The following is a 26,466-nucleotide window of genomic DNA, read 5'->3' on the forward strand; positions in this document are numbered from 1 at the left end:
CGTCGCGTCGCCTCCCGCGAGGCTTCAGTTCGTGTACTCCGCCGGGATCGCGAGCTCCTGGCCGACCTGGAGTCCACCGCTGCGCAGCAGGTTCATGCGGCTGATCTCGCCGATGACGTCTCGGGGGTCGGAGTTCGGAGCGACAGCGGTGGCGATCGACCAGAGGGTGTCTCCCGGCATGACCGTCACGGTCTCGACCGCGGCGACCGCCGTATCCGCCCCGGAGGCGGCGGCGCTGCCCCCGCTGAGTGCCGCGAACGCGATGCCGGCGGCCAGAGGAAGGGAGGCGAGAGCGAGCAGCACGCCACGTCCACGCGCCGTCAGTCGGAGTCGCGTGGCCGGTCGGGCCTGCGCCGGGATGACCGCTGCGGTGCTGAAGCTGATGCTGCTCATGTCGTGCTCCTTAGCCTGTCCCTCGGCCGGAGCCTCGGGGAAGTTGGCGTAGCGTTCGCATTCCCGACTCGGCCGGGAGCCGTGAATGCGAAGCTACGTACCGAAGATATCTTCGAGTTCGAACATCTGTCAAGTATTCTTCGAAACCACCTCCGCTTTTCGGGCGACACGCTCGAACAGATCTTCCAGATCGCGCCGATTCTCGGATACGGTTTCGACAAGAACACCCCACCACGGGCCTCCGACATTCGAAGAGCGACGTCGGATCACCGCACTTAAGGAGCACCATGAGCGAGAACTCGGCCCCCGAGTCGGAGGCACCGCGGACGCGCCGTCGCAAGAGCCTGAGCCCGAAGCAGATGGCGATCCTCGAGGTCATCCAGAACTCCATCGCGCACCACGGCTATCCGCCGAGCATGCGCGAGATCGGCGACGCCGTCGGCCTCAAGTCCCTCTCGAGCGTCACGCACCAGCTCGGGCAGCTCGAGTTGAGCGGCTACCTGCGCCGCGACCCCGGCAAGACGCGGGCCATGGAGGTCCTGATCGACCTCCCAGGGGCGAGCGGTGAGAACCCGGCCGATGTGGCGACTCCCGTCGGAGACGCCGCCCTCGTCCCCCTGGTCGGCCGGATCGCGGCCGGCGTGCCGATCACGGCGGACCAGCAGGTCGAGGAGATCTTCCCCTCCCGCGCCAGCTCGTCGGCAAGGGAGACCTGTTCATGCTCAAGGTGTCGGGCGAGTCCATGATCGATGCCGCGATCTGCGACGGCGACTGGGTGGTCGTTCGGTCGCAGAACAATGCGGAGAACGGCGAGATCGTCGCCGCCATGCTCGACGGCGAGGCCACGGTCAAGGTGCTCCGCCGTCGCGACGGCCACACCTGGCTCCTCCCCCGCAACTCCTCCTTCGAACCGATCCTCGGCGACGAATCCGTGGTGCTGGGCAAGGTCGTGGCCGTGCTCCGCGCCGTCTGACGCTCCGCCGCTTCACGACGAAGGCCCTCCCGGAATCCGGGAGGGCCTTCGCGCGGTACGGGCGGATCAGGCCGTGACGTTCACGTCCTCACGCACGCGACGGGTCGCCTCAACGATGTTGCGCAGAGACGCGGTCGTCTCGTCGTATCCACGGGTCTTCAGGCCGCAGTCCGGGTTCACCCAGAGCTGACGGGTCGGGATCTCCTCGACCGCCCGGCGCAGGAGTGACTCGACCTCCTCGACAGTAGGCACCCGCGGCGAGTGGATGTCGTACACGCCGGGCCCGATGCCGTGGTCGAAGCCGACCTCCGCGATGTCGGCGACGACCTCCATCCGGCTGCGTGCCGCCTCGATCGAGGTCACGTCGGCATCCAGGGCGCGGATCGCATCGATCACGACGCCGAACTCGGAGTAACACAGGTGGGTGTGCACCTGTGTGCCGGCGGCAGCACCGCCCGTGGCGAGGCGGAACGATGCCACCGACCAGTCGAGGTACGCCGGCTGGTCTGCCTTCTTCAGGGGCAGGAGCTCGCGCAACGCGGGCTCGTCGACCTGGATGATCGCGATGCCGGCCCTCTCGAGATCGGTGATCTCGTCGCGCAGCGCCAAGGCCACCTGGTTCGCGGTCTCGCCCAGCGGCTGGTCATCGCGCACGAACGACCACGCGAGGATCGTCACGGGTCCCGTGAGCATGCCCTTCATGTGCTTCGTCGTCAACGACTGCGCATAGGTCGACCAGTCGACCGTGATCGGCGCCGGCCGCGAGACGTCGCCCCACAGGATGGAGGGACGCGTGGCACGGGAGCCGTAGGACTGCACCCAGCCGTTCTCCGTGACTGCGAAACCGTCGAGGTTCTCGGCGAAGTACTGCACCATGTCGTTGCGCTCGGGCTCGCCGTGCACCAGCACGTCGAGACCGAGGTCCTCCTGCAGCGAGACGACACTGGCGACCTCGCGGCGCAGGAAGTCGTCATAGTCCTCTGCCGGGATCTCCCCGCGTGAAGCGCGCGCGGCCCGACGGATGTCGCCGGTCTGCGGGAACGAGCCGATCGTCGTCAGGGGCAGCGCGGGAAGACCCAGCGCCTCCTGCGCGACCTCGCGCTCCTCGTACGAGACGCGGGAGAAGTCAGCTTCCCCAGCGCGCGCTGACGCACGGCACCGTCACGGACGCCAGGGGCGGTGAGGCGGTCCGCGAGTGCTGCGGACGCCGCATCGAGCTCTGCGGCGATCGCGCCTCGTCCCGCCACGAGGCCACGGGCGAGAACACCGACCTGCTCGACCTTCTGATCGGCGAAGGCCAGCCAGGAGACCAATCGGGCGTCGAGCTGCGACTCGTCCGCGACATCGTGGGGCACGTGCAGCAGCGAGGTCGATGTGGCTGCCGCGACGGGCGCACCGAGCGCGCGGAGTTCTTCGAGCGCACCGAAGGCCTTCGCGAGGTCACCGCGCCAGATGTTGTGTCCGTCGACGACGCCGCCGACGAGGGTCTTGCCCTCGAGGCCGGCCGCCGCGGCGGGAACGCCCCCGCGCACGAGGTCGACGGCGATGGCTTCGACCGGCGCTGCCGCGAGCACCGGGAACACCGCGCCGAGCTCGGCGTACGGAGCGGCGACCAGGATCGACGGGCGATCGCTCGCACCGCCGAGCACAGCCAGCGCTCGCGCGGCCGCCTCCGACAGCTGCGCGACGTCCGCGGGAAGGGACTCGCTCACGAGCGCCGGCTCGTCCAGCTGCACCCACCCGCGCCTGCGGCGCGGAGCTTCGCGAGCAGTTCGACGTACACGGGGAGCACATCCTCGAGACGCGAGAGCGGGTCGAAGCCCTCCGGGGCATCGTCGGACGCCTTCGCGAGCGCGAGCAGCGTCACCGGACCGACGACCACCGGGCGGGTCACGAAGCCGGCGGCGATGCCCTCGGCGACCTCCCCGACAAGCCGTTCGCTGGAGAGCGAGAACACGGTCTCCGGACCGATCTCGGGCACCAGGTAGTGGTAGTTCGAGTCGAACCACTTCGTCATCTCGAGCGGCGCGCGGTCCCCTCGCCGCGGGCGATCGTGAAGTACGCGGCGAGACCGACGGTGCCGTCTGCAGCACGCAGGCTCTCGAAGCGCGCAGGGATCGCGCCGACGGTGACGGCGGCGTCGAGCACCTGGTCGTAGTACGAGAACGACTCCGGGATGGCCGAGTCGTCGCGTCCGAGCCCGAGGGCAGCGAGACGGTCGCGTGTCGCCGCACGCAGCTCGGCGGAGGTGCGCTCCAACTCCTGCTCGTCGATGCGACCCGCCCAGAACGCCTCGACGGCCTTCTTGAGCTCGCGGCGACGGCCGATACGGGGGTAACCGAGGACGGTGCCCTCAGGGAATGCGGTCATGGTGTTTCCTTTCGGCGGGGCTCAGTGGCGCAGAGCCGGGAGGATGCCGGCTTCTGCGAGGACGGTGAGGACGGTCTCGTGCTGGTTGAACGCGTAGAGATGCACGCCCGGCGCGCCTCCGGCCACGACGTCGCGGGCGAGCCGGGCGGCCCATTCGATCCCGATCTCGCGACGGCCCTGCGCCGTCGGCTCGACGTCGAGCGCGATCGCGAGTTCGCTCGGGAGGTCTTCTCCGGTGAGTTCGAGCACGCGCTTCAGACGGGCGGGCGAGGTGATCGGCATGATGCCGGGCAGGATCGGGATCGACACCCCGGCGGCACGAGCGCGCTCGACGAATGCGAGGTAGTCGTCGGGGTGGAAGAACAGCTGCGTGATCGCGAAGGTCGCACCCGCGGCCTGCTTGGCGAGGAGGGCCTCGACATCCTGCGTCCGGTGCGTCGCGCGCGGGTGCCCCTTGGGGAACGCGGCGACCGCGATGTTCACCTTGCGCCGCGGATCGACGCGCGCCGCACGGGGAAGCCCGGCACCGGGGACTCCTCGTAGGGAGCCCGCTCCGCCTGCACGCGGTCGATCAGCTGCACGAGTTGAGCCGCGCTCTCGAGGTCGCCGAGGTACCCCCTCGGTCTGGCCGACCGGCGGATCGCCGCGCAGGGCGAGGAAGCTGAGGATGCCGGCGTCGAGGAACTCGCGGATGAGCGTCGCCGCGCCCGCATAGGTGTTGCCGACGCAGGTCAGGTGCGCGAGCGGTTCGACATCCGTGCGCTCCCTGATGAAGCGCAGCACGTCGAGCGAGCGGCCGCCCGTCGAACCGCCGGCGCCGTAGGTGACGGAGAGGAAGTCGGGTCCTGCTGCGGCGAGGCGCAGCACGGTCTCGTGCAGCGCCTCCTCGCTCGACTCCGAACGCGGAGGGTAGAGCTCGAAGGAGAAGGGCACTCGAGGGGTGCCTGAGGTCTCAGTCTCGGAAGACATCTTCTCTCCTGGGGACAAGGCGGGCCGGGGACCGCGCACGACACAGATGGCGTCGTTCGCGGGCGGGTGCCGGGCTCGGCTGTCGCTCCACGCTCCGGGGCGAACCGGTGCGTTTCCAGAAACCTAGAACACGGCGGAGGGTCCGTGCACGTGTGTGACGTCGTGTGTCATCGCCGCATAGGCTCGAGGCATGTCGTCCCCGTACGGTTCCTGGTCCTCGCCCTTCTCCGCCGCGTCCGTCGCCGCCTCCTCCCCTCGGATCGACGGCGCCCGCTTCGTCGGTTCCGAGATCTGGTGGGGCGAGTCCGTCCCGTCCGAGAAGGGTCGGGTCACGGTGCGGAGCTCGTCCGGTGCGGAGATCCTCCCCGCACCGTGGAGCGCGCGATCCCGGGTGCATGAGTACGGAGGCGGCGCCTGGACGAGCGATGCGGTCGGCGGCCTGTACTTCGTGGATGCGGGCGATCAGCGCGTGTGGCGGCTCACGCCGGGGCAGAGCCCGTTCCGCTCACATCTCCCGGCCCCTCGCACGGGGGCTGCGCCTTCAGGGCGGCCACCTCCTCGCCGTGCGCGAAGACCTGTCGACAGAGCCGCACACTCGCGCGATCGTCGAGATCCCGCTCGACGGCTCGGCCGCCGAAGACGCTTCGGCGATCCGTGTGGTCTCCGAGGGCGACGGGTTCTTCGCCCACCCCGCTCTCCCCCCGACGGCGAGCGGGTCGCGTGGGTGGCCTGGGATCGCGGTCGCATGCCGTGGGAATCCGCCCAGGTGCGCGTCGCGGCACTCGCAGGCGGAGAAGCCCGCACGATCCCCTCGCACGCGGCACTGCAGCCCGAGTGGCGGACGGATGCGGAGCTTCTGTTCGCCGACGACCCGAGTGGCCGGTGGGCCCTGCACCGCGTCGCGATCGACGGGAACGGAGCGACGGCGGATCCTGAGCCGTTCGCGGCTGTCGACGCCGACACCGGCTACGGGCTCTGGGTCCTCGGGAACCGCTGGTACCAGCTGCTGGACGACGGACGGATCGTCGCCGTCCGCACGAACGGCCGCGACGCGGTGGTCGTGATCGATCCCGATGGTGCGGCCCGTCCTCTCGATGTCCCCGCCGACGGCCACGTGAGCGTGGACGACGTCGACGGCACGCGCGTCCTCCTCTCCGGCAACGGCTCCGTCGTCGCGCCAGGTCTCTGGTGCGTCGACGTCGACTCCGGGGAGGTCGTCGCAGTGCGCGGCGGTGAGCCCGTCGAGCCGGAGTGGATGCCCCGCGCCCTGCCGATCGAGGTCGAGGGCCCGCACGGCACCGTGCATGCCTTCGCCTATCCACCCGCGAACCCCGGGGCCCAAGCGCCGGATGACGAGCTGCCCCCGTACGTCGTGCTGGTGCACGGCGGACCGACCGCGCACGTCACCGGCGCATCCTCGACGACCATCGCCTTCTACACGAGCCGCGGCGTCGGGGTGCTCGACGTGAACTACGGCGGTTCGACCGGCTACGGCCGCGACTACCGAGAGCGGTTGGACGGGCAGTGGGGCGTCGTCGACGTCGACGACGTGATCGCCGCCGCCCGCGGGCTCGCGGATGCGGGGCTCGCCGACGCCGCACGCATCGCCATCCGCGGTGGCTCAGCCGGCGGATGGACCGTGCTGTCGGCCTTGGTGCGCGGCGGCGCATTCGCTGCCGGGATGAGCCGCTACGGCGTGGCAGACCTGCGGATGCTGGCGGCGGAGACCCACGACTTCGAAGCGTCGTACCTCGACGGCCTGGTCGGACCGCTGCCCTCGTACGAGCACGTGTACATCGAGAGATCGCCACTGACCCACGTCGACCGGATCGCCGTGCCGGTGCTCCTGCTGCAGGGCGGAGAAGACCGCGTGGTGCCGCCGACGCAGTCCGAGGCCATCCGCGACGCCCTCGTCGCCCGTGGCATCGATCACGAGTACGTCCTGTATCCGACCGAGGGTCACGGCTTCCGCAGCGCCGAGAACATCATCGATGCGCTCGAACGGGAACTGACCTTCCTCGGACGCGTGTTCGGCTTCGAACCGCGCCTGTGACGACCTCGCGCTACTCCCCCACGCGGTTGCGCAGGCGCATGGCGCGCTCGGCCTCGCGGGTGTCCTGACGCTCACGCAGGGTCTGGCGCTTGTCGTACTCGCGCTTGCCCTTGGCGAGGGCGATCTCGACCTTCGCGCGGCCGTCGGAGAAGTAGAGCTTCATCGGGATGAGCGTGTATCCGCCCGCCGAGACGGCGTGCGCGATCTTCGCGATCTCCTCGCGGTGCAGCAGGAGCTTGCGGATGCGCTTGGCCGAGTGGTTCGTCCAGTGTCCCTGGGAGTACTCCGGGATGTGCACGGCGTCGAGGAAGACCTCGTTGCCCTTGACGAACGCGTACCCGTCGCTGAGGTTCGCGCGGCCCTGGCGCAGCGACTTGACCTCGGTGCCGGTGAGTACCATCCCCGCCTCGTACGACTTCTCGATCGTGTAGTCGTGACGTGCGCGACGATTGGTCGCGACGACCTTCTCTCCGCGTTCCCTGGGCATGATGCTCTCCTGTTGCCGTGACGAGCTCGGCCGATCTTTCCGGTCGAGCAGCCTTTCAGGCTATCAGGTGCGGAGCCAGCGCCGGATCGCGAACCCGGCGGACAGCGCGGCGAGCACGACGCCGATGCCGATCAGCACGGGCACGACGAGCACCGCGTCCTGCATCGTCACCCAGGTCGTGATGAACGGGACCCGTCCCCTCAGGTAGCCGTCGACCCCGAAGTGCATGCCGGCCACGACCGCGGCACTGGCGAGAGCCGATCCGAGGAATGCGGCGAACACGCCCTCGAGGACGAACGGCGTCTGGATGAAGCGGTTCGATGCGCCGACCAGGCGCATGATGCCGATCTCCTTGCGTCTCGCATACGCCGACAATCGGATGGTCGTGCCGATGAGCAGTGTGGCGGCGATGAGCATGAGCACCGCGATTCCGACCGCGATATAGGTCGCCACGGTGAGCGCAGAGAACAGGGGCTCGAGATACTGCAGCTGGTCCTTGACCTGCTCGACGCCCGCCTGTCCGCTGAAGGCCTCCGCGAGCACCTGCGACTGACCGGGGTCCTTCATCGTGACGAAGAACACCTCGAACGCCTGATCCGGGGTGAGCACGCTCGCCTGGTCCTCGCCGAGCTGGGCGACGAGCTTGGCGTACGTCTCCTCCTTCGTGTCGAAGGTCATGGAGCTGATGAGGGGCGCGAGGGCATCGCCTTCGAGCTGTGCGCGGACGGCGGCGACCTGTTCCTCGCTGGCCGCGCCGTCGATGCAGGTGTCGGATTCGGACACCGACGAGCACATGTACACGGCGACCTGCGCGCGCTCCGCCCAGTACCCGCGCATCACGCCGATCTGCGCCTGCATCAGGATCGCCGCACCGACGAACGTCAGCGACACGAAGGTGACGAGGATGACGGAGATCACCATCGAGATGTTGCGCCGGAGCCCGCCGAGGGCCTCGGTCAGGATGAGACCGAATCTCATGAGGTCGGGCCCACTTCCTCGTCGTCTTCGTCGGAGAGGCCGAGACGGTCCGCGACCCCGAGCTCTGCGACGTCGATGGTCGGCAGCGTGATGGGGTGGGTGCGGGGGCGGACCACAGCCGGAGGTGTCGCCTCGGGCGGTTCCACGACGTTCGCGGGCGAGGCGCCGTCTGTCGCCGGCGACTGCTCGGGCGGTTCGACGGTCTGCGAAGGAGCGGAGTCGGCGCGGTGCCCGGGTCGTCGGTCGCGCGCTCACCGGCCGCAGCAGCCTTGCGCTGCATGCTGAGTTCCTCGGCGAGGGCGGCGCGGACGACCGAGAGGTCGGCGGTCTGGCGCTGCACCTCCTGGACGGCGGTGAGAGCGGCGGCCGCGGCGGCCCCGCGCACCTCCTCCGGCACGAGCCGCGGGATGTTGGAGGTGTCTCCGTACCCGCCGTGCACCTCGTCGCGCACCATCTCGCCGTCGCGCAGCTCGATCACGCGACGCTGCATCTGGTCGACGAAGCCTGCCTCGTGGGTCGCCATCAACACCGTCGTCCCTCCCGCGTTGATGCGCGCGAGCAGCTGCATGATGTCGACGGAGGTCGCGGGGTCGAGGTTGCCGGTCGGCTCGTCGGCGAGGAGCACCTGCGGACGGTTCACCAGCGCGCGGGCGATCGCGACGCGCTGCTGCTCGCCGCCGGAGAGTTCGTGCGGCATGCGCTTCTGCTTGCCGTCGAGGCCCACGAGAGCGAGAGCCTCGGGCACCGCCTGCTGGATGAAGCCGCGGGAGGAGCCGGTGACCTGCAGCGTGAACGCGACGTTCTGGAAGACGGTCTTGGACGGGAGCAGCCGGAAGTCCTGGAACACCGAGCCGATGTGGCGCCGGAAGTACGGCACCTTGCGGTTCGCCAGCGCGCGCAGGTCCCGACCGAGGACGGCGACGCGACCCGATGTGGGCACGTCTTCGCGCAGGATGAGGCGCAGACAGGAGGATTTGCCGGAGCCGGACGCTCCGACGAGGAAGACGAACTCCCCGCGCTGCACCTCGAAGTCGACGCCGGAGAGGGCGGGCTTCGACGTCCCGCGGTAGCGCTTCGTGACGTTCTCGAACCGAATCATGGCGCTTCGAGCCTAAGCGCGGCCCTCCGGCTCACCGCGAGCGACACCCCGCACGGCTCGTCCGCGTCGAGGATTCCGCAGCGCGTGATCGTCGCCGCACGCCCCCTGTCTCGTCACATCCCACTGCTATACATGATGGTGCGGGCGCACCAGTGTGCGGCCGGACATCTTCGACGGGGGAATCATGACCACGACACCTGCAGGTTGGTACGACGACGGCTCCGGACGCCAGCGGTGGTGGGACGGCCAGCAGTGGACCGAGCACTTCGCACCGGACGCTGCAGCGCCCGCAGACCAGACCCCGGCGGCCGCCTCGGAGACGCACGCGATCGACGACACCGTGATCCGTCCTTCCGAGGAGTCCGCGACCGCAGCGACGACCCCGCTCGGAGACGACTTCGGCGCGTACGCGCCCCCGCGGCGTCGACCACGGACCCTGCCGCCCAGCCCCAGAGCGTCGCCCCCGGTTACCCCGGCGCCTACTCGGGTGCTGCGACCGGCTACCCGGGCGCTGCGCCGGTCGGACCGACCGGACCGGCCGGGCCTGACGCTCCCGTGAAGATCTCGGTCCTGGGACTCGTCGGGCTCGGGCTCGCCGCGCTCGGAACGATCCTGGTGTTCATCCCCGTGATCGGCGTCGTCGGGTTCTTCCTGCTCGCCGCGGGCTTCATCGTGTCCCTGATCTCGCTGTTCCTCAAGGGCAAGAAGTGGCCCGGGATCACCGGCCTCGTCCTCTCGGTCGTCGGCACGATCATCGGTGTCATCGTGTCGTTGGTGTTCCTCTTCGCGGTGGCGCAGGGAGTGAGCGACGAGATCGACGACCTGCCCAGCTCCTCGCCCTCCGTCGAGGCCACCGAGCCCAGCGACACGGGCGACGCCGACGGTACCGACCAGGGCGTGCGCCCGACCTCGGCCGAGGTGGCCGTCGGCCTGGCGGCGATCCTGGCCGCAGAAGACACCGACATCTACACCGAGGAGCAGATCACCTGCCTCGCCGACCTCCTCGTCGCATCCGAGCTCGACAACGATGCTCTGCGCGCGATCGCCGAGAGCGACGGAACCCTGACCGACGTCGATGCCGCGTACGGTTTCGCCGAGGTCCTCGGAGACACCGAGGCGCTCACGGCGTGCTTCGTCCCCTGATCCGACTCTCGAGCAGGACGACCGCATGACCACGCCAGCCGGATGGTACGACGACGGCTCGGGCAGTCTGCGCTGGTGGGACGGCGCCCGGTGGACCGCGCACGTGCGGGCCGCGGCGCCTCCCGCGGCCGCGCCGTCCGATCCCGCACCTGAGGCGGCGCCGTCCGTCTCGGCGGCTGTTCCCGGCGACCGCTCCCCCGGGATCGAGGCGTTCACCCCGCCCTACGTGATGCCGTCGGTCGAGCCGGCGATCGGGGCCGGCGGCACGCGAGGATACCCTCCCGCCGCGGGCTACCCCGGCCTGTACGGCAGCACCCCGGCCGCGACACCGGAACCCGCCAGGAGCTCGCCCCTCGGCATCGTCGCCGTGATCGTCGTGGTCGTCGGCGTGGTGTGCGCGTGCGTCCCGGTGATCGCGATCGCCGGCTGGGCGATCCTGGCGATCGGACTCGTGCTCTCGACCGTGTCCCTGTTCCTGCGCGGACGGAAGTGGCCGGGGATCACGGGACTCGCAGTCGGTGCGGTCGGCTCACTCCTCGCGATCGCCGTCTCCCTGATCACGCTCGTGGCGACGTCACCGCCGGCCGCGACCGACGATCCACCGCCGCTCGCGGTGCCGACCGAGCAGCCCGAGACGGATGGGGGCGCCGGTCCCGGCGACATCGAGGGTGCGGAGATGGTGCCCTTCGCCGAGCTCGAGGTGGGTGACTGCCTCCCCTTCGTCGACGACGGGGACGCGGAGCAGATCTACGAGCTGCCGGTCGTCCCGTGCGATAGCCCGCACACCGACGAGGTCTTCTTCATCTTCGAGGTGGAGGACGGCGCGTTCCCAGGCGACGATGCTCTCGGCGAGACCGCGTGGGACGGCTGCCTCGCCCAGTTCGACGATTACGTCGGCATCCCCTATGACGATTCGACGATCGATTTCTACACGTATCAGCCCACGAAGGGTTCCTGGGCTCGCGCGGACGACCGCACCGTGCAGTGCATCCTCTTCAGCTACGACGACGTCACCGGCACTCTCCGGAACGCCGGCTACTGAGCGACGTCCGCAGACACGGAACGGGCCCCTGATCGATCAGGGGCCCGTCTCGTGCGATCAGTCGTCGTCGTCCCTGCGCTTGCGCCAGCGGATGCCGGCCGAGATGAAGTCGTCGAGGTCGCCGTCGAACACGGCCGCAGGGTTTCCCGACTCCTGGCCCGTGCGGAGATCCTTCACGAGCTGCTGGCCGTAGAGGAAGTACGAGCGCATCTGGTCGCCCCAGCTCGCGGTGATATTCCCCGCCAGCTCCTTCTTCTTCGCGGCCTCCTGCTCCTTCTGCAGCAGCAGCAGTCGGGTCTGCAGCACGCGCATCGCGGCGGCACGGTTCTGGATCTGCGACTTCTCGTTCTGCATCGACACGACGATCCCGGTCGGGAGGTGCGTGAGGCGTACGGCGGAGTCGGTCGTGTTGACGGACTGTCCACCAGGGCCGGAGGAGCGGAAGACGTCGACGCGGATGTCGCTCTCGGGGATGTCGACTTCGGTGGCCTCCTCCATCAGGGGGATCACCTCGACGGCGGCGAACGACGTCTGCCTCTTGTCGGCCGAGCCGAAGGGGCTGATGCGGGCGAGGCGGTGCGTGCCTGCCTCGACCGAGATGGTGCCGAACGCGTAAGGGGCGTCGATCTCGAAGGTCGCGGACTTGATCCCCGCTCCTTCCGCGTAGGACGTGTCCATGACCTTGACCGGATACTTGTGCCGCTCCGCCCAGCGCAGGTACATCCGCATCAGCATCTCGGCGAAGTCGGTGGCGTCGTCGCCCCCCGCGCCGGAGCGGATCGTGATGATCGCGCTCCGCTCGTCGTATTCGCCGTCGAGGAGGGTCTGCACCTCGAGCTGGTTGATCACGTCGGTCAGAGCGGCGAGCTCGGTGCGCGCCTCCTGAGCGGACTCCTCGTCACCCATCTCGTTGGCGAGACCGACGAGGACTTCGAGGTCGTCGAGACGCTGAGCGATACCGGTGATGCGGGCGAGCTCGGACTGACGGTGGCTGAGCGCGCTGGTCACCTTCTGCGCGTTCTCGGTGTCGTCCCAGAGGTCGGGAGCGCCGGCCTCCTCGCTGAGACGCGCGATGTCGTCGCGGAGACGGGAGACATCGACGACCTCGCTGATGTCGCCGAAGGTGTGCCTGAGCGCCTGGATTTCGGCGGAGAGATCTAGTTCGAGCATGACACCTCAGCCTAACGTGCCGCCCGCCCACGCGGGGACCCGTCGTCCGGGGCGCTGGATCAGCGGGAGTAGCGTGAAGGTGTGAGCAGTGCATCGACGGTCCTCCGGCAGTTCGGGCCCATGGTGTATCTGCCGACGATCCTCTTCGCACTCGGCGAGGGGGCCGTCATCCCCCTCATCCCCGTCATCGCCGCATCCATGGGCGCCGACGTGGCGTTCGCCGCGCTCGTGGCGTCAGCGCTCGTCATCGGCCAACTGTGCGGCAACCTGCCGGCCGGATGGGCGGTGGGCAGGATCGGCGAGCGCTTCACGATGGTGATCGCCGGGGTGATCGCTATCGTCGCCGGGGTCGGCATGGTGTTCGCGCCGTCGCTCGGGGTGCTGGCGGCCTCGGTCTTCCTCCTCGGAATCTGCGCGGCGGCTTTCGGACTCGCACGGCACGCGTTCATGACCACCCGAGTGCCGGTCGCGTTCCGGGCGCGCTCCCTCTCGCTGCTCGGCGGGAGCTTCCGGCTCGGCATCTTCATCGGGCCTTTCGTCGCCGCGGGACTTCTGCAGCTCTTCGGCAGTGAGAATGCGGCGATCTGGTTCTTCCTCGGCTGCCTCGTGGTCATGGTCGTGCTGGTCCTGTTCGGTCCCGATCCGGAGAAGACGATCCCCCCTGCCGCGTCGACCACCCACGAGCGCTTCCTGGAGGACTCCGGCGAGGCCGTCAGCGGGTCGATCCCCACGGTCGAGCGCGTGGGGATCTTCCAGACCATGTGGCGCCAGCGCGCGGTGCTCGGGCGCCTGGGGCTCGCCGCCGCGTCGCTGTCCGCCGTCCGCTCCGCCCGGCAGGTCGTGCTCCCGCTGTGGGGGCTGTCGCTGGGGTTGGACGCCTCGACGATCGCCCTGGTCGTCGGCGTCTCCGGTGCCATCGACTTCGCCCTGTTCTATGCGAGCGGCCAGGTGATGGACCGATTCGGCAGGCTCTGGGCGGCGATGCCCGCGATGGTGCTCATGGGTGCAGGATTCCTCGCCCTGTCTTTCACGCACGATCTCGACGCGGCGGTGTTGTGGTTCGGCATGTTCGCCGCGGTCCTCGGGGTGGGCAACGGGCTCTCGAGCGGGATCCTCCTGACACTCGGCGCGGACGTCGCCCCGAAGCGTGAACCCGCGGCGTTCCTCGGATCGTGGCGGACCCTGACGGATGCCGGCGGTGCGGTGGCCCCACTGCTCGTGTCGGCGATCACCGCGATCGCCGCACTCCCCTTCGCCGCTGCGGCGATGGGCGTGATCGGCCTCGTCGGTGCGGTGGGATTCCTGCGATGGATCCCGCAGTTCGTCCCCCGGCAGCGGACCGACGACGGCCCGACCGCGGAGGACCCGCGATGACGCCACGCTCGCGACGGCTGCCCTCCATCTGACCGCGCATCATCGCAGCGCAGTGCGACTCGTCGCCGTGGACTCGAGGGGCACGCCGTCCGGGACGAACGGGGAGAGCAGGGGCGGATGCCATTCCACGGCGACCGTGACGCGTGCCGAGACCCCGTCCGGCGTGCCCGCCGTCACGAGGGCAGCCTCGCCCCGGAGCTCACCGACGAGGGCGGATGCCTGTTCCTCGACACCGTCGTCGGTGAGCTGCGCCCTCGCGTGGTCGGCGCCCTCCACCACGATCGTGAAGCCGTCGGCCCCGGCGAGCGCGGCGGCATCGGCGAGCGCATCCAACCGCTTCTGCGCGATGTAGAGGTCGGTCGCGCAGACGCACACGAAGATCACCGCCAGGGCGAGCACGACATACCCGAGCGTCAACAGCATCACGCTCCCGTCGTCCTGTGCGGCGTCTCGCGGAGTGCGCGTACGGTTTCCCCTCACCGCTCGCCCCACAGCCGCGACACCTTCTGCACCGCCTCGGCGTGAACCGGAACGGCAGCCGAATGCGCGAGCCCGAATACGTCGGGCACGAGAGGAAGTCGCACCCGCGTGTCGACATCCACGGTCAACACCGCTCCCGGTGACGGGCACGTGACGCCCGAAGGGGTGCACGAGAACGACAGGTCGACCGCATCGGCGTCGAGGCCGTACTCGTCGACGAGTCCGGCGAGCACCGCGTCGCCGTACGCGGCGGCCGCAGCCGCGTCCGGAGCCTGCGCTACCGCCCGCGCCACGTGTCTGGCAGCCGCCTCCACTCCCAGCGTCTGCTCCTGGATGCCCGCGAGCGCGATGACGAGATAGGTCAGAGGCACGAGGAGGATCACCCCGACCGCGATGAACTCGAGTGCAGCCGACCCGTCCTCATCCATCGCCGAACGCCTCCACGGGTGCATGCGCCTCCACCTCCATCGCGAACGGGACACCGATCAGGCCGATCAACGGAAACGTCGAGCGCACGCGCACGGCGACCGTCGCCTGCCGCCCAGTGCCGGAGGTGGCGATCCGGATATCCTCCGCGTAGTCCGCACCGACAGCGCGCGTGATCACCTCTCGCGTGCGCTCGGCCCCCTCTTCTTCGCTCGTGTCAGCGAGCGCCGCGTGATATGCCCCTTCCACCGCGGCGTCGTGCACGACATTGCGCACGTACACTGCGAGAGCGAGTTGCAGGACCGCGAGAGTCAACGCCGTGAGGAGCGTTCCGACCAGCAGGAACTCCACCGCGCTGGAACCGCGGTCGTCGACGAATCGGCGCTCCCTGCGCATGTCAGAGCCCTGAGACCCGCTGGATCGCCTGCTCGAAAAGCGAGGTCAGGGCAGGGCCGGCGACGGCCCAGATCAGCACCACCAGCCCAGCCGTCATGAGTGTGACGAGCACCCAGCCCGGAACATCCCCGTCCTCGTCGTGGAACAGGCCGAGAAGGCGTGCGCGCGCCGTGGCCCAAGGGATCTTCCAGGAGGCGAGCGATCGTGGTGTCATGGTCGTCCTTTCGTGGGGATCAGCCGATACCGAGGCGGAGGATGAACAGTCCCGGATACACGGCGAACAGCACCGACAACGGGAGGATGAGGAAGACGAGCGGGAGGAGCATCAGGATCTCTTTGCGGCCTGCCTGCTCGATGAGGGTGCGCTTCGCGCCTTCCCTCGCATCGCCCGCCTGTGCGTGCAGGACAGCGGCAAGAGGCGCCCCCTGCTCGAGCGCGGCGATGACCTGATCGATCGCGCGCGACAACCCGGGCAGTTCGAGACGCCGCGACACTTCGCCGAGCGCGTCGGCCACAGGCGATCCGGTGCCGACCGCGAGCACCACCTGTCGGAGTTCTGCGGTCAGCTCGCCGGAACCGACCCCAGCGACGCGGCGCAGCGATTCGAGGAACCCTTCGCCCGCGGACAGACACAGAGCGAGGAATTCCAGGGTCGTGGGAAGTTCATCAGTGAGTCTGGTGCGGCGGGACCTGGCGCGCGGAGAGCTGCATGTCGTAGGAGACGGCGGCGAGCGCACCGCACAGCAGCGGCAGGCCACTCGTCGGGAGGGTCAGCCGCCCGATCACGGCCAGCACGACCAGCACAGCGGCGCCCGCGCCGATGCCGGCGACCACCCATCCGAGCTGCCTGCCCCGGAATGCCGCGGGGTCCAGGGCCACGCCCGCCTGAGCGAGGCGTCGCCGCAACACCTCTCCCCGCCCATCATCCGCTCGAAGCCGTCTCGGATCACGGCCCAGACCGTCCGGCTGCTCGCGGGGAGCGCGCCCGCGGTGGGCAGCGCCCCGCGCGGAAGGTCCGCGTCCGACACCACGTCGCGGACATAGGGTCCGACGCGGACCAGCAGAGAGGCAGCTCGCCAGCGCGGCAGCACGCAGAGCAGGCTGATGACACCTCCCGCGAAGGCTCCGCCGATGAGGATCGCGGCGGCGAAAGAGGAGACCCCGGTCAACCGAACCACCTCCGCGGTTCGGGGAGCCGACCGATGCGGACCATGATCTGGAAAGCGACCAGCGAGATCGCGGCGCCGACGCAGATCACGAGCACCCCTCCGGCGTCCCGTACGCCGATGCCCCTTCCGGTCGCAGGACGAGCAGGGTCAGGATGACCCACGGCGCGACCGCGCCGAGCACAGCGGCACCGCGGATCCACGACTGTCGCGCCTCGACCTCGCCACGCAGCGCGGCATCCGCCCGTACCGAAGTCGAGAGCGCGCGGAGCACACCTATCAGCTCGGTTCCGCCCACCTGCCGGGCCATCCGCAGCGTCTCGATGATCCGGTCGGCGATGGGGTCGGCCAGAGACGTCTTCAGACGGTCGACGCTCGTCTCGAATCTGCCGCTCGCGCGAAGGTCTCTCGCGAACACGGCGAAAGCCGGTCGGAGCATCGTGGGTGCGGACTCCGCCAGAGTCGCGACCGCATCGGGGAGCGAGAGACCGACACGAATGGATGCGATGAGCAGATCGCACACGTCGGGCCAGAGCTGACGTCGCAGTCTCCGCAGGCGCATTCGTCGACCGCGGAGGAACATGACCGGCGCCGCCGCCCCCGCCGTTCCGGCGAGCAGCGCGAGTACGGCCAGGTCTGTGATGAGCCAGACCACGGATGCGGCGATGGCTCCCGCCCCGACGATCGCCGTGACGAGGGTGCGTGAGGACAGCGCTCCAAGCCCGGCCTCTTCGATCAGCCGGGTGAGGCGTCCTGTCCTCGAGGCGACGGTGTCGTCGGCACGGCGCGGCCACATCCACGGGGAGATGCACAGCAGCACGCCGGCGGCGAGCGCGGCCCCGAGCAGGAGCGTCACGAGGCGACCTCGGTCGTGCGTCGCCGCCGAGAGGCGAGATCATCGGCAGAGGAGGCGGAGCGGTACACACTGCTGGTCCGGATGGTGCCGCCGTCCACGGCGCCGGTGGGAGCGATGAGCTCCTGCACTCTGCGGTGTCCGTCGCGATCGCGATCGCAGTGGACGACCAGGTCGACCGACACGGCGATGGCCGGCGCGATGAACGCGCGGTCGATGTTCCGGCCGGCGAGGAGGGGCAGGAGGCTGAGCTTCTCGAGCGCCTCCTTCGCGGAGTTCGCGTGTACCGTGCAGGCGCCGGGGACACCGGTGTTGAGCGCCAGCACGAGATCGAGCGCCTCGGCGTCGCGCACCTCGCCGACGACCAGCCGATCCGGCCGCATGCGCAGCGCCTCCTTCACCAGCCGACGGAGGGTGATCTCGCCCGTGCCCTCCAGACTCGGCTGGCGCCCCTGGAGCGCGACCAGGTCTGGTCCGACGACCGCCAGCTCGAAGGTCTCCTCGACCGTGACGATGCGTTGCGTGGCCGCGCATGACGCAAGCAACGCACCCAGCAGGGTGGTCTTCCCGGCGTGTGTCGCCCCGGAGACGATCACGGTGCGGCCGTCGTCCATCGCATCGCGGAGCATCTCCGCCACGGAGGACGGCAGCATCCCCTGCTCCACGAGCGCCTTCAGCGACCGGTACTTCGGCAGGAACTTCCGGATGTTGACCGCCCAACCCCCGCGCACGACATCCGCGATCGCCACGTGGAGCCGCGAGCCGTCGGGGAGAGAGGCGTCGACGAACGGCTGACTGATGTCGACGCGTCGGCCCGTCGACTGGAGCATCCGCTCGACGAGGTCGCGCACCGCGGTGTCGTCGAGGCGCACAGCGGTCCGCTCGCCCTTCCGTCTCGCGCAACGTGCACGTGCCCCGCGCCGTTGAGCCAGATCTCCTCGATGTCGGGATCGTCGAGGAGCGGTTGCAGGGCGCCGAACCCGCTGAGAGAAGCCAGCACATCGCGGACGCACGCCTCTTCGTCGTCGATGAGTCCATCGCCTCGGGTGACGGCGAGGTCGTCGTGCCGGCGGACCTCCGCGCGCGCGATCCGCGTCGCGGCGGCCGGATCCACACCGGGGTCGATGCCCTCGGCCCGCAATCGCACCCGCACACGTTCGGCGACCAGCGCAGAGGGATGATGACTCACCCCGGCATCCTCGCAAGTTCCCGATGCGGAGACCCGAAGTTATCCACAGGCATCCGGACCGTGGACGACTGCGGGCCGATCCCCAGGCATGCGGTTTCGCCGGCAACTAGAATGAAGCCACCGCGCGGGAGTGGTGGAATTGGCAGACACGCAGGATTTAGGTTCCTGTGCCCCAGGGCGTGTGGGTTCAAGTCCCACCTTCCGCACGAGAGACGACGGTGCCGATCGACGGCCGCCGAACGCGTCGCTCAGCCGCACCGCCGACCATTCACGACCGACGGGACTCTCCCAGTGCTCGAAACCATGTTGCACGCGCCGACCGCCCTCATCCCCTGGCTCGACCCCGCCACGATCATCGGGTCCGCCGGGCCATGGGCGCTGCTCGTGGTGTGCTTCATCATCTTCGCCGAGACCGGTCTGCTCGTCGGATTCCTGCTTCCCGGTGACACTCTCCTCGTGATCGCGGGGCTTCTCTCGCACCCCATCGCCGGATCAGAACACGGTGTCTTCGGCATCAACGTCTGGTTCGTCGCGCTCCTGATCGGTCTCGCGGCCTTCGTCGGCGGCGAAGTGGGATACGTGATCGGCCACAAGGGCGGTCCCGCCGTGTTCGAGCGCAAGGAATCGGGTCTCTTCAGCAAGAAGAACGTCGAGCGCACGAACGCGTTCTTCGAGCGCTTCGGCGGCATCACGGTGATCCTCGCGCGCTTCGTGCCGATCGTGCGCACCTTCGCCCCCGTCGCGGCAGGAGTCGGCCACATGCCGTGGCGTCGATACACGCTCTACAACCTGATCGGTGCGGTTCTCTGGGGCTTCGGGCTCACGATGTTCGGGTACGTGATCGGGTTCATCCCCCCGGTCGCGAAGTTCGTCGAAGACTACATCGACCTCATCCTCCTCGCCGCGGTGGGCGGCACCGCCCTGGTCACGCTGTGGCACTACCTGTCGGAGCGACACAAAGCCAAGAAGGCTGCGGCCGCGGGCGAGGACGTGGTGACGGATGCGGAGGAGGCACAGGAACTCGTCCTCGACGCCGACGTGTTCGACCGCGCTCCGGACCTGGACGGCGACGGCAAGCACTGACTGCCCGCGAGAGGGGGGCAGGCGGCCGACGTCGCTCAGCCGGCGTTCTTCGCGCGTTCCTCCTTGGTACGGGCGACGCTGGCGCGCAGTGCCTCCATGAGGTCGATGACCTCACCACCCTCCGCTGCCTTCTCCGCCTCGCCGAAGGTCTCGGCGACGTCGAACGTGTCGCCCGCCTCGATCTTCGCGTCGATGAGGGTGCGAAGCTCCTTCTGGTATTCGTCGACGAACTCCTCCGGGTCGAAGTCGGCGGAGTAGCTGTCGACCAGCGATGCCGACAGCTCGAGCTCCTTCTTCGAGATCCGCACATCCTCGTCGAGCGCGGGGAACTCCGCCTCGCGCACCTCGTCGGCCCACAGCAGCGTCTGCAACACGAGGACCTTCCCCCGCACGCGGAGCGCGGCGAGCCGTGTCTTCTGTCGCAGGGTGAAGCGCACGATGGCGGTGCGGTCCGTCTGCTCCAGGGTCTTGCGCAGCAGTACGTACGCCTTCGGGGACTTCGAATCGGGCTCGAGGTAATACGGCTTGTCGAGCGTGAGCAGGTCGACCTGATCCGACGGCACGAACTCGACGACGTCGATCTCCCGGCTCTTCTCGGCGGGGAGCGCCGCGAGGTCGTCCTTCGTGAGCACGACGGTCTGCCCGTCTTCGACGTAGGCGCGATCGATGTCGGCGTACGCCACGGTCTCGCCGCAGACCTCGCAGGTGCGCTGGTAACGGATGCGTCCGCCGTCCTTCTCATGCACCTGATGCAGTGGGACGTCGTGGTCCTCGGTCGCCGAATACACCTTCACCGGCACGTTCACGAGCCCGAACGTCAGCGCGCCCTTCCAGATCGTCCTCATGACACCAGTGAACACCAGGCGGAGCCGTCGCGACCAGACCCTTGACTACGCTGGCTGCATGGTCGGACAAGGGCAGATCGTGCAGGTCGACGGCCGCCGACTGCGCGTGACCAACCTCGACAAGGTCGTCTACCCCGCCACCGGCACGACCAAGGGCGAGATCATCGCGTACTACACGCAGATCGCACCGCTCATCCTCCCGCTCCTCGACGGCCGACCCGTGACCCGGAAGCGCTGGGTCGAGGGCGTCGGCACCACGGATGCTCCGGCCGATGCCTTCTTCACGAAACAGCTCGAACCCGGGGCACCCGACTGGATCCTCCGCCAGGCGATCCAGCACTCCGACGGTCCGAAGGAGTACCCGCTGGTCGAGGATGTGCCGACCCTCGTCTGGCTCGCGCAGGTGGCGGCGATCGAGCTGCACGTTCCACAGTGGCGTTTCGCGCCCGACGGCCTGCCGGGGCGACCGGACAGGCTCGTGCTCGACCTCGACCCCGGCCCGGGGGTCGGTCTCGATCAGTGCGCCGAGGTCGCCCGCATCGCCCGAGGGATCCTGACCGACATGGGGCTCGATCCGTTCCCTGTGACGAGCGGGAGCAAGGGCATCCATCTCTACGCCGCACTTCCCGGCGAGCAGACGAGCGACGAGATCTCCGCCGTGGTGAAGGAGCTCGCCCGCCTCATCGAGAACGATCATCCCGATCTCGCGACCAGTGTCATGTCGAAAGCCGTCCGCGGCGGCAAGGTCTTCCTCGACTGGAGCCAGAACAACGGCAAGAAGACGACCATCTCGCCGTACTCGTTGCGTGGCCGGGCGCAGCCCTGGGTCGCGGCTCCCCGCACCTGGGACGAACTCGACGAACCGGAGCTCGCGCAGCTCGACCTCGACGAGGTGCTCGCCCGCGCCGCTGCCGGAGTCGATCCCCTCGCGGCGCTCCGACCTCTCGTCGCCGCCCCGGCGTCGGCTCCTCCGCGGCATCGCGCTTCCCGCCATCCGCGCAGCGCACCGGCACCGGCGACAGCGCGGACCGCAACAGCCACCGTCGCCGCGCTCCCCCGATGCTCGCCGAGAACGGTACGCCCGGTGTGGCGCGCACCCTGAGCACGCCCTCGTGGGTCGAGGTGAAGTGGGACGGCATCCGGGCGATGGGCACGTGGGCGGACGGCAGGATGCTGCTCCACGCGCGTCGCGGCACCGACATCACGGCTCGCTACCCGGAGCTCACCGCTGACGGCACTCCGTTCCTCCCGGTGTCGGACGCCATCGTCGACGGAGAGATCGTGGCCTTCGACGGTCATGGCCGACCGAGTTTCTCGCTGCTGCAGAACCGGATGCACCTGACCCGGCCCCGCGAGATCGAACGCGAGGTGGTGCGCACGCCGATCGTGTACATGGTGTTCGACCTCCTGCGCCTCGACGGACATGACCTCACCGGGATGCCGCTGCGCGAACGGCGCACCCTGCTCGAAGAGGTGATCTCCGAGCTCGAGGCACCCGTTCGACTCCCTCCCGTGTTCGACGATGTCGACGCGGCGCTCGCGGCCAGCGGGGAGTTCGGACTCGAAGGTGTCGTGGTCAAGGATCCGCAGTCGAGGTATCGCCCCGGTCAGCGGAGCCCCTCCTGGCTCAAGCTCAAGCACACGCGGATGCAGGAAGCGGTCATCGTCGGGATCCGTCCGGGAAAGGGAGACCGGGAGAGCACGCTCGGCTCGCTGCTGCTCGCTGTGCCGGAGCGGGCATCCTCCTCCGCGGGGGCGTCTCCCCGACTTCGCTACGTGGGACGCGTCGGCACGGGATTCACCGACCGCATCCTTCACGACCTCCTCGCGCGACTGGAACCGCTGCGGATCCCGGATGCGCCCCTCGACGGCGTCCCCGCCCTCGACGCCTCCGATGCGCTCTGGGTGCGTCCGGAACTGGTCGGCGAGGTCGAATTCGCGAACTGGACACCCGACGGAGTGCTGCGCCATGCGCGATGGCGCGGGCTGCGCCCAGACAAGGAACCGGGCGACATCGTCGTCGAGTCCTGACCGGCGGTCGACGCACCGGCTCCGCTCAGGCGTGGTGCGGTTCGCAGTCGGACTGCTCGGCTGGTTCGATCTGGAAGGTGGAGTGCTCGACGTCGAAGTGATCCGCGAGACACGCCTGCATATCGGCGAGCAACTGCGTGGAGCGGCCGTCCGCGAACAGCTGCGGGTCGACGCTCACATGCGCCGTGAACACGGGTGCGCCTCGCGTCAGCTGCCACACGTGCACGTCGTGCACGCCGACGACACCGCCGTAGCCGAGCAGGTGGGTTCGGATCTCGCTGACCGCGGTCCCCTTCGGCGCGGACTCCGCGAGCACCGAGAAGACTTCGCGGAGCAGCGCGACGGCCCGCGGGATGATCATCGCCGCGATGAACAGGGACGCGATGGCGTCGGCCGGCATCCATCCGGTCACGAGGATGACGATGGCGGCCACGATGACCGCCGCGGATCCGATCAGGTCGCCCATCACCTCGAGATACGCCCCGCGCACGTTGATGCTGGTGCGCTGGGCGCGGCTCAGCAGCCACATCGACACGGCGTTCGCCAGCAGACCCACCACGGCCACGATCAGCATCAGTCCGCCCGCGACCTCGACGTCGCCCGGATTCACCAGCCGTCCGATACCCTCGACCGCGACCCAGGTGGCGAGCGCGATCAGGATCACGGCGTTGATGAGGGCGCCGAACACCTCGGCGCGCTGATAGCCGAAGGTGCGTCGGTCGTCTGCCGGACGCGCGGCCACGGTGGCGGCGATCAAGGCGATCACGAGAGCGGAGGCATCCGTGAACATGTGCGCGGCGTCTGCCAGCAGCGCGAGCGAGCCCGTCAGGAGGGCACCGATGACCTGCACCACCATCACGGTCGCGGTGAGCGACAGCGAGATCGCCAGCAGGCGTCGGCTGCTGGCCGAACGGATGCCGCCGGCGGCGGGTGCGTGATCGTGCATGCCACCAGGCTAGACCGCGCGACCGGGTCGACAGGCCGATCCGGCCTAGTCGGGAAGGGTAACGATTCTCAGCGTCACCGGGGGTTCACGCGCGAGCGCGCCGGTAGGTGAGGACGACGCAGCCGTTGTCGAAGGGGCGCGCTTCCTCCAGCTCGAAAAGCACCGGGGCGAAGGCGAAGCGCGCCATCGGAATCCCCTCACCGACGATGACCGGGTACTTCTTGACGATGAGTCGGTCGATCTCGTCGATCAGCGCACCGGCCAGCTGTGCGCCACCCGCGAGGTAGATGCCCAGACCGGCTTCCGCTTTCAGCTCCCGCACCCTCTCGACGGGATCGGTGCGGACGATCTCCACGTTCCCGTCGCGCGAATCGGGGAGGCTGCTGCTGAACACGACCGTGCGCAGGTGCGCATACGGGTCGGTCACCCCCACCTGCAACGCCGGTTCGTACGTGCGACGTCCCATCACCACGGTGTCGAAGCGGGTGACCGGAGCATCCGCCCCACCCCGGCCTGCCCGGGCGAACGTCGGCTGCACGTCGGCGAGCTCGGTGCCGAGCGTCTCCGCGAAGGCAGGGGTCACGGGGTAGAAGTCGACCTCGTCCGCGGGGCCGGCGATGAAGCCGTCGAGAGAGACGCCGATGTAGTAAGTCAGTTCACGCATGCCGTCACACTAACCACTACGGGTGCAGTACGTCAACGGTAGTGGTTACAACAGCCGCGGATCAGAGCGCGGCGAGCAGGGGCACAAGTTCCGAGAACGCGCGAGCCCGATGGGACTGAGACTGCTTCTCCTCCGCGGTGAAATCGCCCACGGTGCGCTCGTTCCCCGTCGGCTGCCCATCCGGGATGAAGATCGGATCGTAGCCGAAGCCTCCCCCGCCCGAAGCGGCGTGCGCCAACCGTCCTGGCCATCGCCCCTCCACGACACGCTCCCGCCCGTCGGGGAGGACCAGCGCGATGGTCGAGGTGAAGTGCGCCGTGCGATGGGGATCGGCGATGTCGCGCAGCTGATCGAGCAGCAGTTCGAGATTCGCGGACGCGTCCTTCTTCTGACCCGCCCAGTACGCGGAGAACACGCCGGGAGACCCGCCGAGCACATCGACGCAGATCCCGGAGTCATCGGCCAACGCCGCGAGCCCCGTGTGCGCAGACGCCGCCCTGGCCTTGATGAGGGCGTTCTCGGCGAATGTCACGCCATCCTCCACCGGCTCCGGGCCGTCGTACCCGATGACCTCGAGGTCAGGACGCGTTCGCGCCACGATCTGCTGGAACTCCGCGACCTTGTGCGGGTTGTGCGTCGCGAGCACCACCTGCATCGTCACTCCCCGCCAGCGCGGCGAGCTGCTTGCCCTTCAGGTCTTCGCAGCCGGCGAGGCCCAGCTCGAGCAGCGCATCCAGCTCGAGCTTGTCGAAGGGCGCACCCTCCGCCGTGCCCTGCACCTCGACGAACAGTCCGCGACCGGTGACGACCACGTTCATGTCGGTCTCCGCGCGCACGTCCTCCGTGTATGCCAGGTCGAGCATGGGCTCGCCGTCGATGATCCCCACCGAGACGGCGGCGACGGAATCGAGGAGCGGCGTCGAGTTCCTGCCGATGAACTTCTTGTCACGACCCCACTCGATGGCGTCGGCCAGGGCCACATAGGCCCCCGTGATGGCGGCAGTCCTGGTCCCGCCGTCCGCCTGCAGCACGTCGCAGTCGATGACGATCGTGTTCTCGCCCAACGCCTTCGTGTCGACGACGGCGCGCAGTGCCCGGCCGATGAGGCGGGAGATCTCATGCGTCCGACCGCCGATGCGTCCCTTGACGCTCTCACGGTCGTTCCGGCTGTTGGTCGCCCGAGGGAGCATCGCGTACTCGGCGGTGACCCAGCCCTTGCCCTTGCCCGTCAACCAGCGGGGCACCCCGTTCGTGAACGATGCGGTGCACAGCACCTTCGTGCCCCCGAAGCTGATCAGAGCCGATCCCTCGGCCTGTGCGCTCCAGCCGCGCTCGATGGTGATCTCGCGGAGCTGATCGGTGGAACGGCCGTCGACGCGGACGATTTCGGTCATGTGCTTCTCTCGGGTCGGGGTGAGCGAATCGGTCGGGACGATTCGAGGCGGGTCTTACTCGAAGGCGGTGCGGGGAACGGAGATCACACCGGTCTGCACGAGCTGCACATCGCGCACCTCGCGCCCCATCAGACGATTGGCCAATGCGGTGAAATCGTCGGTCGAGGCGCCGGTCGCCTCGTAGACATAGGTGGCAGTGGCATTCGGCGAGGCGAGCAGGTCACCCCGCACCAGTTGGCGATACACATCGCCTGCCGTCTCGTCGTCGCTGGAGACCAGCGTGACCCCTTCGCCCATGACGTAGCTGATGGCGCCCCGCAGGAACGGATAGTGCGTACAGCCGAGCACGAGCGTGTCGACCCCCGCATCGCGCAGCGGAGCGAGATACCCCTCGGCGACCGCAAGGACTTCGGGCGTACCCGTGATCCCCGCCTCGACGAACTCGACGAACCGGGGGCAGGCGGCGGTGAAGACCTGGAGACGTTCGTTCACCTCGAGCATGTCCTGGTAGGCCCTCGACCCGATGGTGCCGACCGTGCCGATCACGCCGACGCGTCCGTTGCGCGTCGTGGAGACGGCGCGGCGCACGGCGGGACCGATGACCTCGACGACGGGGATGTCGTACCGCTCTCTCGCGTCCCGGAGCATCGCTGCCGAGGCGGTGTTGCACGCGATCACGAGCATCTTCACACCCTGATCCACGAGGGTGTCGAGCACCTCGAGGGCATACCGGCGGACATCGGCGATGGGCTTGGGTCCGTACGGCGAGTGGGCGGTGTCGCCGATGTAGACGAAAGACTCACGGGGCAGCTGGGCGCGGATGGCCCGCGCCACCGTGAGCCCGCCGACACCGGAGTCGAAGATCCCGATCGGCGCGTCGTTCATGACTCCCCAGCCTACCCGCGTGCGGCCCCACCGCGCGTATCAAGACGCTCACTAAGC

General features: G+C 69.1%; 28 protein-coding genes, 1 tRNA gene and 3 pseudogenes. 10 read left to right on the forward strand and 22 right to left on the reverse strand.

The window, feature by feature from the left end:
- Positions 1-24: 24 nt before the first annotated feature.
- Entirely contained in the window at positions 25-393 is a 369-nt protein-coding gene (locus tag G4G29_RS13030; protein ID WP_183150425.1) for a LysM peptidoglycan-binding domain-containing protein, read from the reverse strand.
- 287 nt (positions 394-680) lie between these two features.
- Here G4G29_RS13030 and lexA point away from each other — a divergent pair.
- Positions 681-1,366, forward strand: a pseudogene (gene lexA / locus G4G29_RS13035) (transcriptional repressor LexA).
- Positions 1,367-1,432: 66 nt separating this feature from the next.
- Here lexA and metE read toward each other — a convergent pair.
- Together metE and G4G29_RS13045 are read right to left on the reverse strand one after the other, a co-directional pair.
- A pseudogene (metE, locus tag G4G29_RS13040) lies at positions 1,433-3,736 on the reverse strand (5-methyltetrahydropteroyltriglutamate--homocysteine S-methyltransferase).
- A 21-nt stretch (positions 3,737-3,757) separates the two neighbouring features.
- On the reverse strand, positions 3,758-4,705 hold the full coding sequence (locus tag G4G29_RS13045; RefSeq protein WP_183150426.1) for a methylenetetrahydrofolate reductase: 948 nt from the start codon (positions 4,703-4,705) through the stop codon (positions 3,758-3,760).
- A gap of 745 nt (positions 4,706-5,450) precedes the next feature.
- Here G4G29_RS13045 and G4G29_RS13050 point away from each other — a divergent pair.
- On the forward strand, positions 5,451-6,758 hold the full coding sequence (locus G4G29_RS13050) for a prolyl oligopeptidase family serine peptidase (protein WP_244632001.1): 1,308 nt from the start codon (positions 5,451-5,453) through the stop codon (positions 6,756-6,758).
- A 10-nt stretch (positions 6,759-6,768) separates the two neighbouring features.
- Here G4G29_RS13050 and smpB read toward each other — a convergent pair whose 3' ends face one another.
- The 4 genes and pseudogenes from smpB to ftsE all read right to left on the reverse strand — a co-directional run.
- Positions 6,769-7,245, reverse strand: a complete 477-nt coding sequence (smpB, locus tag G4G29_RS13055) for an SsrA-binding protein SmpB (RefSeq protein WP_183150427.1) — start codon at positions 7,243-7,245, stop codon at positions 6,769-6,771.
- A gap of 63 nt (positions 7,246-7,308) precedes the next feature.
- Complete coding sequence (ftsX, locus tag G4G29_RS13060) at positions 7,309-8,223, reverse strand: permease-like cell division protein FtsX (protein ID WP_183150428.1); 915 nt, start codon at positions 8,221-8,223, stop codon at positions 7,309-7,311.
- Entirely contained in the window at positions 8,220-8,369 is a 150-nt protein-coding gene (locus tag G4G29_RS22205; RefSeq protein WP_244632002.1) for a hypothetical protein, read from the reverse strand. The genes ftsX and G4G29_RS22205 overlap by 4 nt, the downstream gene beginning before the upstream one ends.
- Positions 8,370-8,626: 257 nt before the next feature.
- Positions 8,627-9,322 (reverse strand): annotated as a pseudogene (gene ftsE, locus G4G29_RS22210) (cell division ATP-binding protein FtsE); the annotation flags it as partial.
- Between the two features lie 184 nt (positions 9,323-9,506).
- On the opposite strand from ftsE, the gene G4G29_RS13070 reads away from it, so the two are divergent.
- From G4G29_RS13070 to G4G29_RS13080, 3 genes are read left to right on the forward strand one after another with little or no spacing between them, the layout of a single operon-like run.
- On the forward strand, positions 9,507-9,881 hold the full coding sequence (locus G4G29_RS13070; RefSeq protein WP_183150429.1) for a DUF2510 domain-containing protein: 375 nt from the start codon (positions 9,507-9,509) through the stop codon (positions 9,879-9,881).
- Entirely contained in the window at positions 9,878-10,465 is a 588-nt protein-coding gene (locus G4G29_RS13075; protein WP_183150430.1) for a hypothetical protein, read from the forward strand. Before G4G29_RS13070 ends, G4G29_RS13075 begins: the two co-directional genes overlap by 4 nt.
- Before the next feature lie 25 nt (positions 10,466-10,490).
- Positions 10,491-11,507, forward strand: a complete 1,017-nt coding sequence (locus G4G29_RS13080) for a DUF2510 domain-containing protein (RefSeq protein WP_183150431.1) — start codon at positions 10,491-10,493, stop codon at positions 11,505-11,507.
- A gap of 57 nt (positions 11,508-11,564) precedes the next feature.
- Here the strand turns inward: G4G29_RS13080 and prfB are convergent, their stop codons facing one another.
- Positions 11,565-12,677, reverse strand: coding sequence for a peptide chain release factor 2 (prfB, locus tag G4G29_RS13085; protein WP_183150432.1), 1,113 nt, complete (start codon positions 12,675-12,677; stop codon positions 11,565-11,567).
- A gap of 120 nt (positions 12,678-12,797) precedes the next feature.
- Between prfB and G4G29_RS13090 the strand changes: the two genes are divergently transcribed.
- Complete coding sequence (locus tag G4G29_RS13090; protein WP_183152835.1) at positions 12,798-14,051, forward strand: MFS transporter; 1,254 nt, start codon at positions 12,798-12,800, stop codon at positions 14,049-14,051.
- Between the two features lie 39 nt (positions 14,052-14,090).
- Here the strand turns inward: G4G29_RS13090 and G4G29_RS13095 are convergent, their stop codons facing one another.
- The 8 genes from G4G29_RS13095 to G4G29_RS13125 form a co-directional block, all read right to left on the reverse strand.
- Complete coding sequence (locus tag G4G29_RS13095) at positions 14,091-14,474, reverse strand: hypothetical protein (RefSeq protein ID WP_183150433.1); 384 nt, start codon at positions 14,472-14,474, stop codon at positions 14,091-14,093.
- 53 nt (positions 14,475-14,527) lie between these two features.
- The gene (locus G4G29_RS13100; protein WP_244632003.1) at positions 14,528-14,959 is read right to left on the reverse strand and encodes a TadE family protein; all 432 of its coding nucleotides are present in this window, start codon (positions 14,957-14,959) and stop codon (positions 14,528-14,530) included.
- Positions 14,952-15,353, reverse strand: coding sequence for a TadE/TadG family type IV pilus assembly protein (locus tag G4G29_RS13105; protein ID WP_183150435.1), 402 nt, complete (start codon positions 15,351-15,353; stop codon positions 14,952-14,954). The genes G4G29_RS13100 and G4G29_RS13105 overlap by 8 nt, the downstream gene beginning before the upstream one ends.
- A 1-nt stretch (position 15,354) precedes the next feature.
- Positions 15,355-15,567, reverse strand: a complete 213-nt coding sequence (locus G4G29_RS13110; protein ID WP_244632004.1) for a hypothetical protein — start codon at positions 15,565-15,567, stop codon at positions 15,355-15,357.
- A 19-nt stretch (positions 15,568-15,586) separates the two neighbouring features.
- Positions 15,587-16,111, reverse strand: a complete 525-nt coding sequence (locus G4G29_RS22215; RefSeq protein ID WP_345941074.1) for a type II secretion system F family protein — start codon at positions 16,109-16,111, stop codon at positions 15,587-15,589.
- 24 nt (positions 16,112-16,135) lie between these two features.
- Positions 16,136-16,522 (reverse strand): hypothetical protein, encoded by a 387-nt coding sequence (locus G4G29_RS24070; RefSeq protein WP_345941075.1) that lies wholly within the window; start codon positions 16,520-16,522, stop codon positions 16,136-16,138.
- Positions 16,523-16,607: 85 nt separating this feature from the next.
- Entirely contained in the window at positions 16,608-17,375 is a 768-nt protein-coding gene (locus G4G29_RS13120; protein ID WP_244632007.1) for a type II secretion system F family protein, read from the reverse strand.
- Complete coding sequence (locus tag G4G29_RS13125; protein WP_244632008.1) at positions 17,372-18,244, reverse strand: ATPase, T2SS/T4P/T4SS family; 873 nt, start codon at positions 18,242-18,244, stop codon at positions 17,372-17,374. Before G4G29_RS13125 ends, G4G29_RS13120 begins: the two co-directional genes overlap by 4 nt.
- Positions 18,245-18,685: 441 nt before the next feature.
- Between G4G29_RS13125 and G4G29_RS13130 the strand changes: the two genes are divergently transcribed.
- Positions 18,686-18,767 (forward strand) — tRNA-Leu (locus G4G29_RS13130).
- A 97-nt stretch (positions 18,768-18,864) separates the two neighbouring features.
- Entirely contained in the window at positions 18,865-19,644 is a 780-nt protein-coding gene (locus G4G29_RS13135) for a VTT domain-containing protein (RefSeq protein WP_183152837.1), read from the forward strand.
- Positions 19,645-19,679: 35 nt separating this feature from the next.
- Here the strand turns inward: G4G29_RS13135 and G4G29_RS13140 are convergent, their stop codons facing one another.
- On the reverse strand, positions 19,680-20,489 hold the full coding sequence (locus G4G29_RS13140; protein ID WP_183150436.1) for a Ku protein: 810 nt from the start codon (positions 20,487-20,489) through the stop codon (positions 19,680-19,682).
- A gap of 58 nt (positions 20,490-20,547) precedes the next feature.
- On the opposite strand from G4G29_RS13140, the gene ligD (G4G29_RS22225) reads away from it, so the two are divergent.
- Together ligD (G4G29_RS22225) and ligD (G4G29_RS22230) are read left to right on the forward strand one after the other, a co-directional pair.
- The gene (gene ligD, locus G4G29_RS22225; protein ID WP_244632009.1) at positions 20,548-21,591 is read left to right on the forward strand and encodes a non-homologous end-joining DNA ligase; all 1,044 of its coding nucleotides are present in this window, start codon (positions 20,548-20,550) and stop codon (positions 21,589-21,591) included.
- Complete coding sequence (ligD, locus tag G4G29_RS22230; RefSeq protein WP_244632010.1) at positions 21,576-22,520, forward strand: non-homologous end-joining DNA ligase; 945 nt, start codon at positions 21,576-21,578, stop codon at positions 22,518-22,520. The genes ligD (G4G29_RS22225) and ligD (G4G29_RS22230) overlap by 16 nt, the downstream gene beginning before the upstream one ends.
- Positions 22,521-22,545: 25 nt before the next feature.
- On the opposite strand, the gene G4G29_RS13150 is transcribed toward ligD (G4G29_RS22230), so the two are convergent.
- The 5 genes from G4G29_RS13150 to murI form a co-directional block, all read right to left on the reverse strand.
- The gene (locus tag G4G29_RS13150; RefSeq protein ID WP_183150437.1) at positions 22,546-23,466 is read right to left on the reverse strand and encodes a cation diffusion facilitator family transporter; all 921 of its coding nucleotides are present in this window, start codon (positions 23,464-23,466) and stop codon (positions 22,546-22,548) included.
- An 85-nt stretch (positions 23,467-23,551) separates the two neighbouring features.
- Positions 23,552-24,130 carry a dihydrofolate reductase family protein gene (locus G4G29_RS13155; RefSeq protein WP_183150438.1) on the reverse strand — a complete coding sequence of 193 codons (579 nt, stop codon included), beginning with the start codon at positions 24,128-24,130 and terminating at the stop codon, positions 23,552-23,554.
- A 61-nt stretch (positions 24,131-24,191) separates the two neighbouring features.
- Positions 24,192-24,785: an RdgB/HAM1 family non-canonical purine NTP pyrophosphatase gene (gene rdgB / locus G4G29_RS13160; protein ID WP_183150439.1), complete on the reverse strand. Its 594-nt coding sequence runs from the start codon at positions 24,783-24,785 to the stop codon at positions 24,192-24,194.
- Positions 24,709-25,524 carry a ribonuclease PH gene (rph, locus tag G4G29_RS13165; RefSeq protein WP_244632011.1) on the reverse strand — a complete coding sequence of 272 codons (816 nt, stop codon included), beginning with the start codon at positions 25,522-25,524 and terminating at the stop codon, positions 24,709-24,711. Before rph ends, rdgB begins: the two co-directional genes overlap by 77 nt.
- A gap of 54 nt (positions 25,525-25,578) precedes the next feature.
- Positions 25,579-26,409 (reverse strand): glutamate racemase, encoded by an 831-nt coding sequence (gene murI, locus G4G29_RS13170; protein WP_183150440.1) that lies wholly within the window; start codon positions 26,407-26,409, stop codon positions 25,579-25,581.
- Positions 26,410-26,466 lie beyond the last annotated feature (57 nt).

Origin of the sequence: Microbacterium sp. Se63.02b, assembly GCF_014171575.1 — a bacterium.
GTDB lineage: Bacteria > Actinomycetota > Actinomycetes > Actinomycetales > Microbacteriaceae > Microbacterium.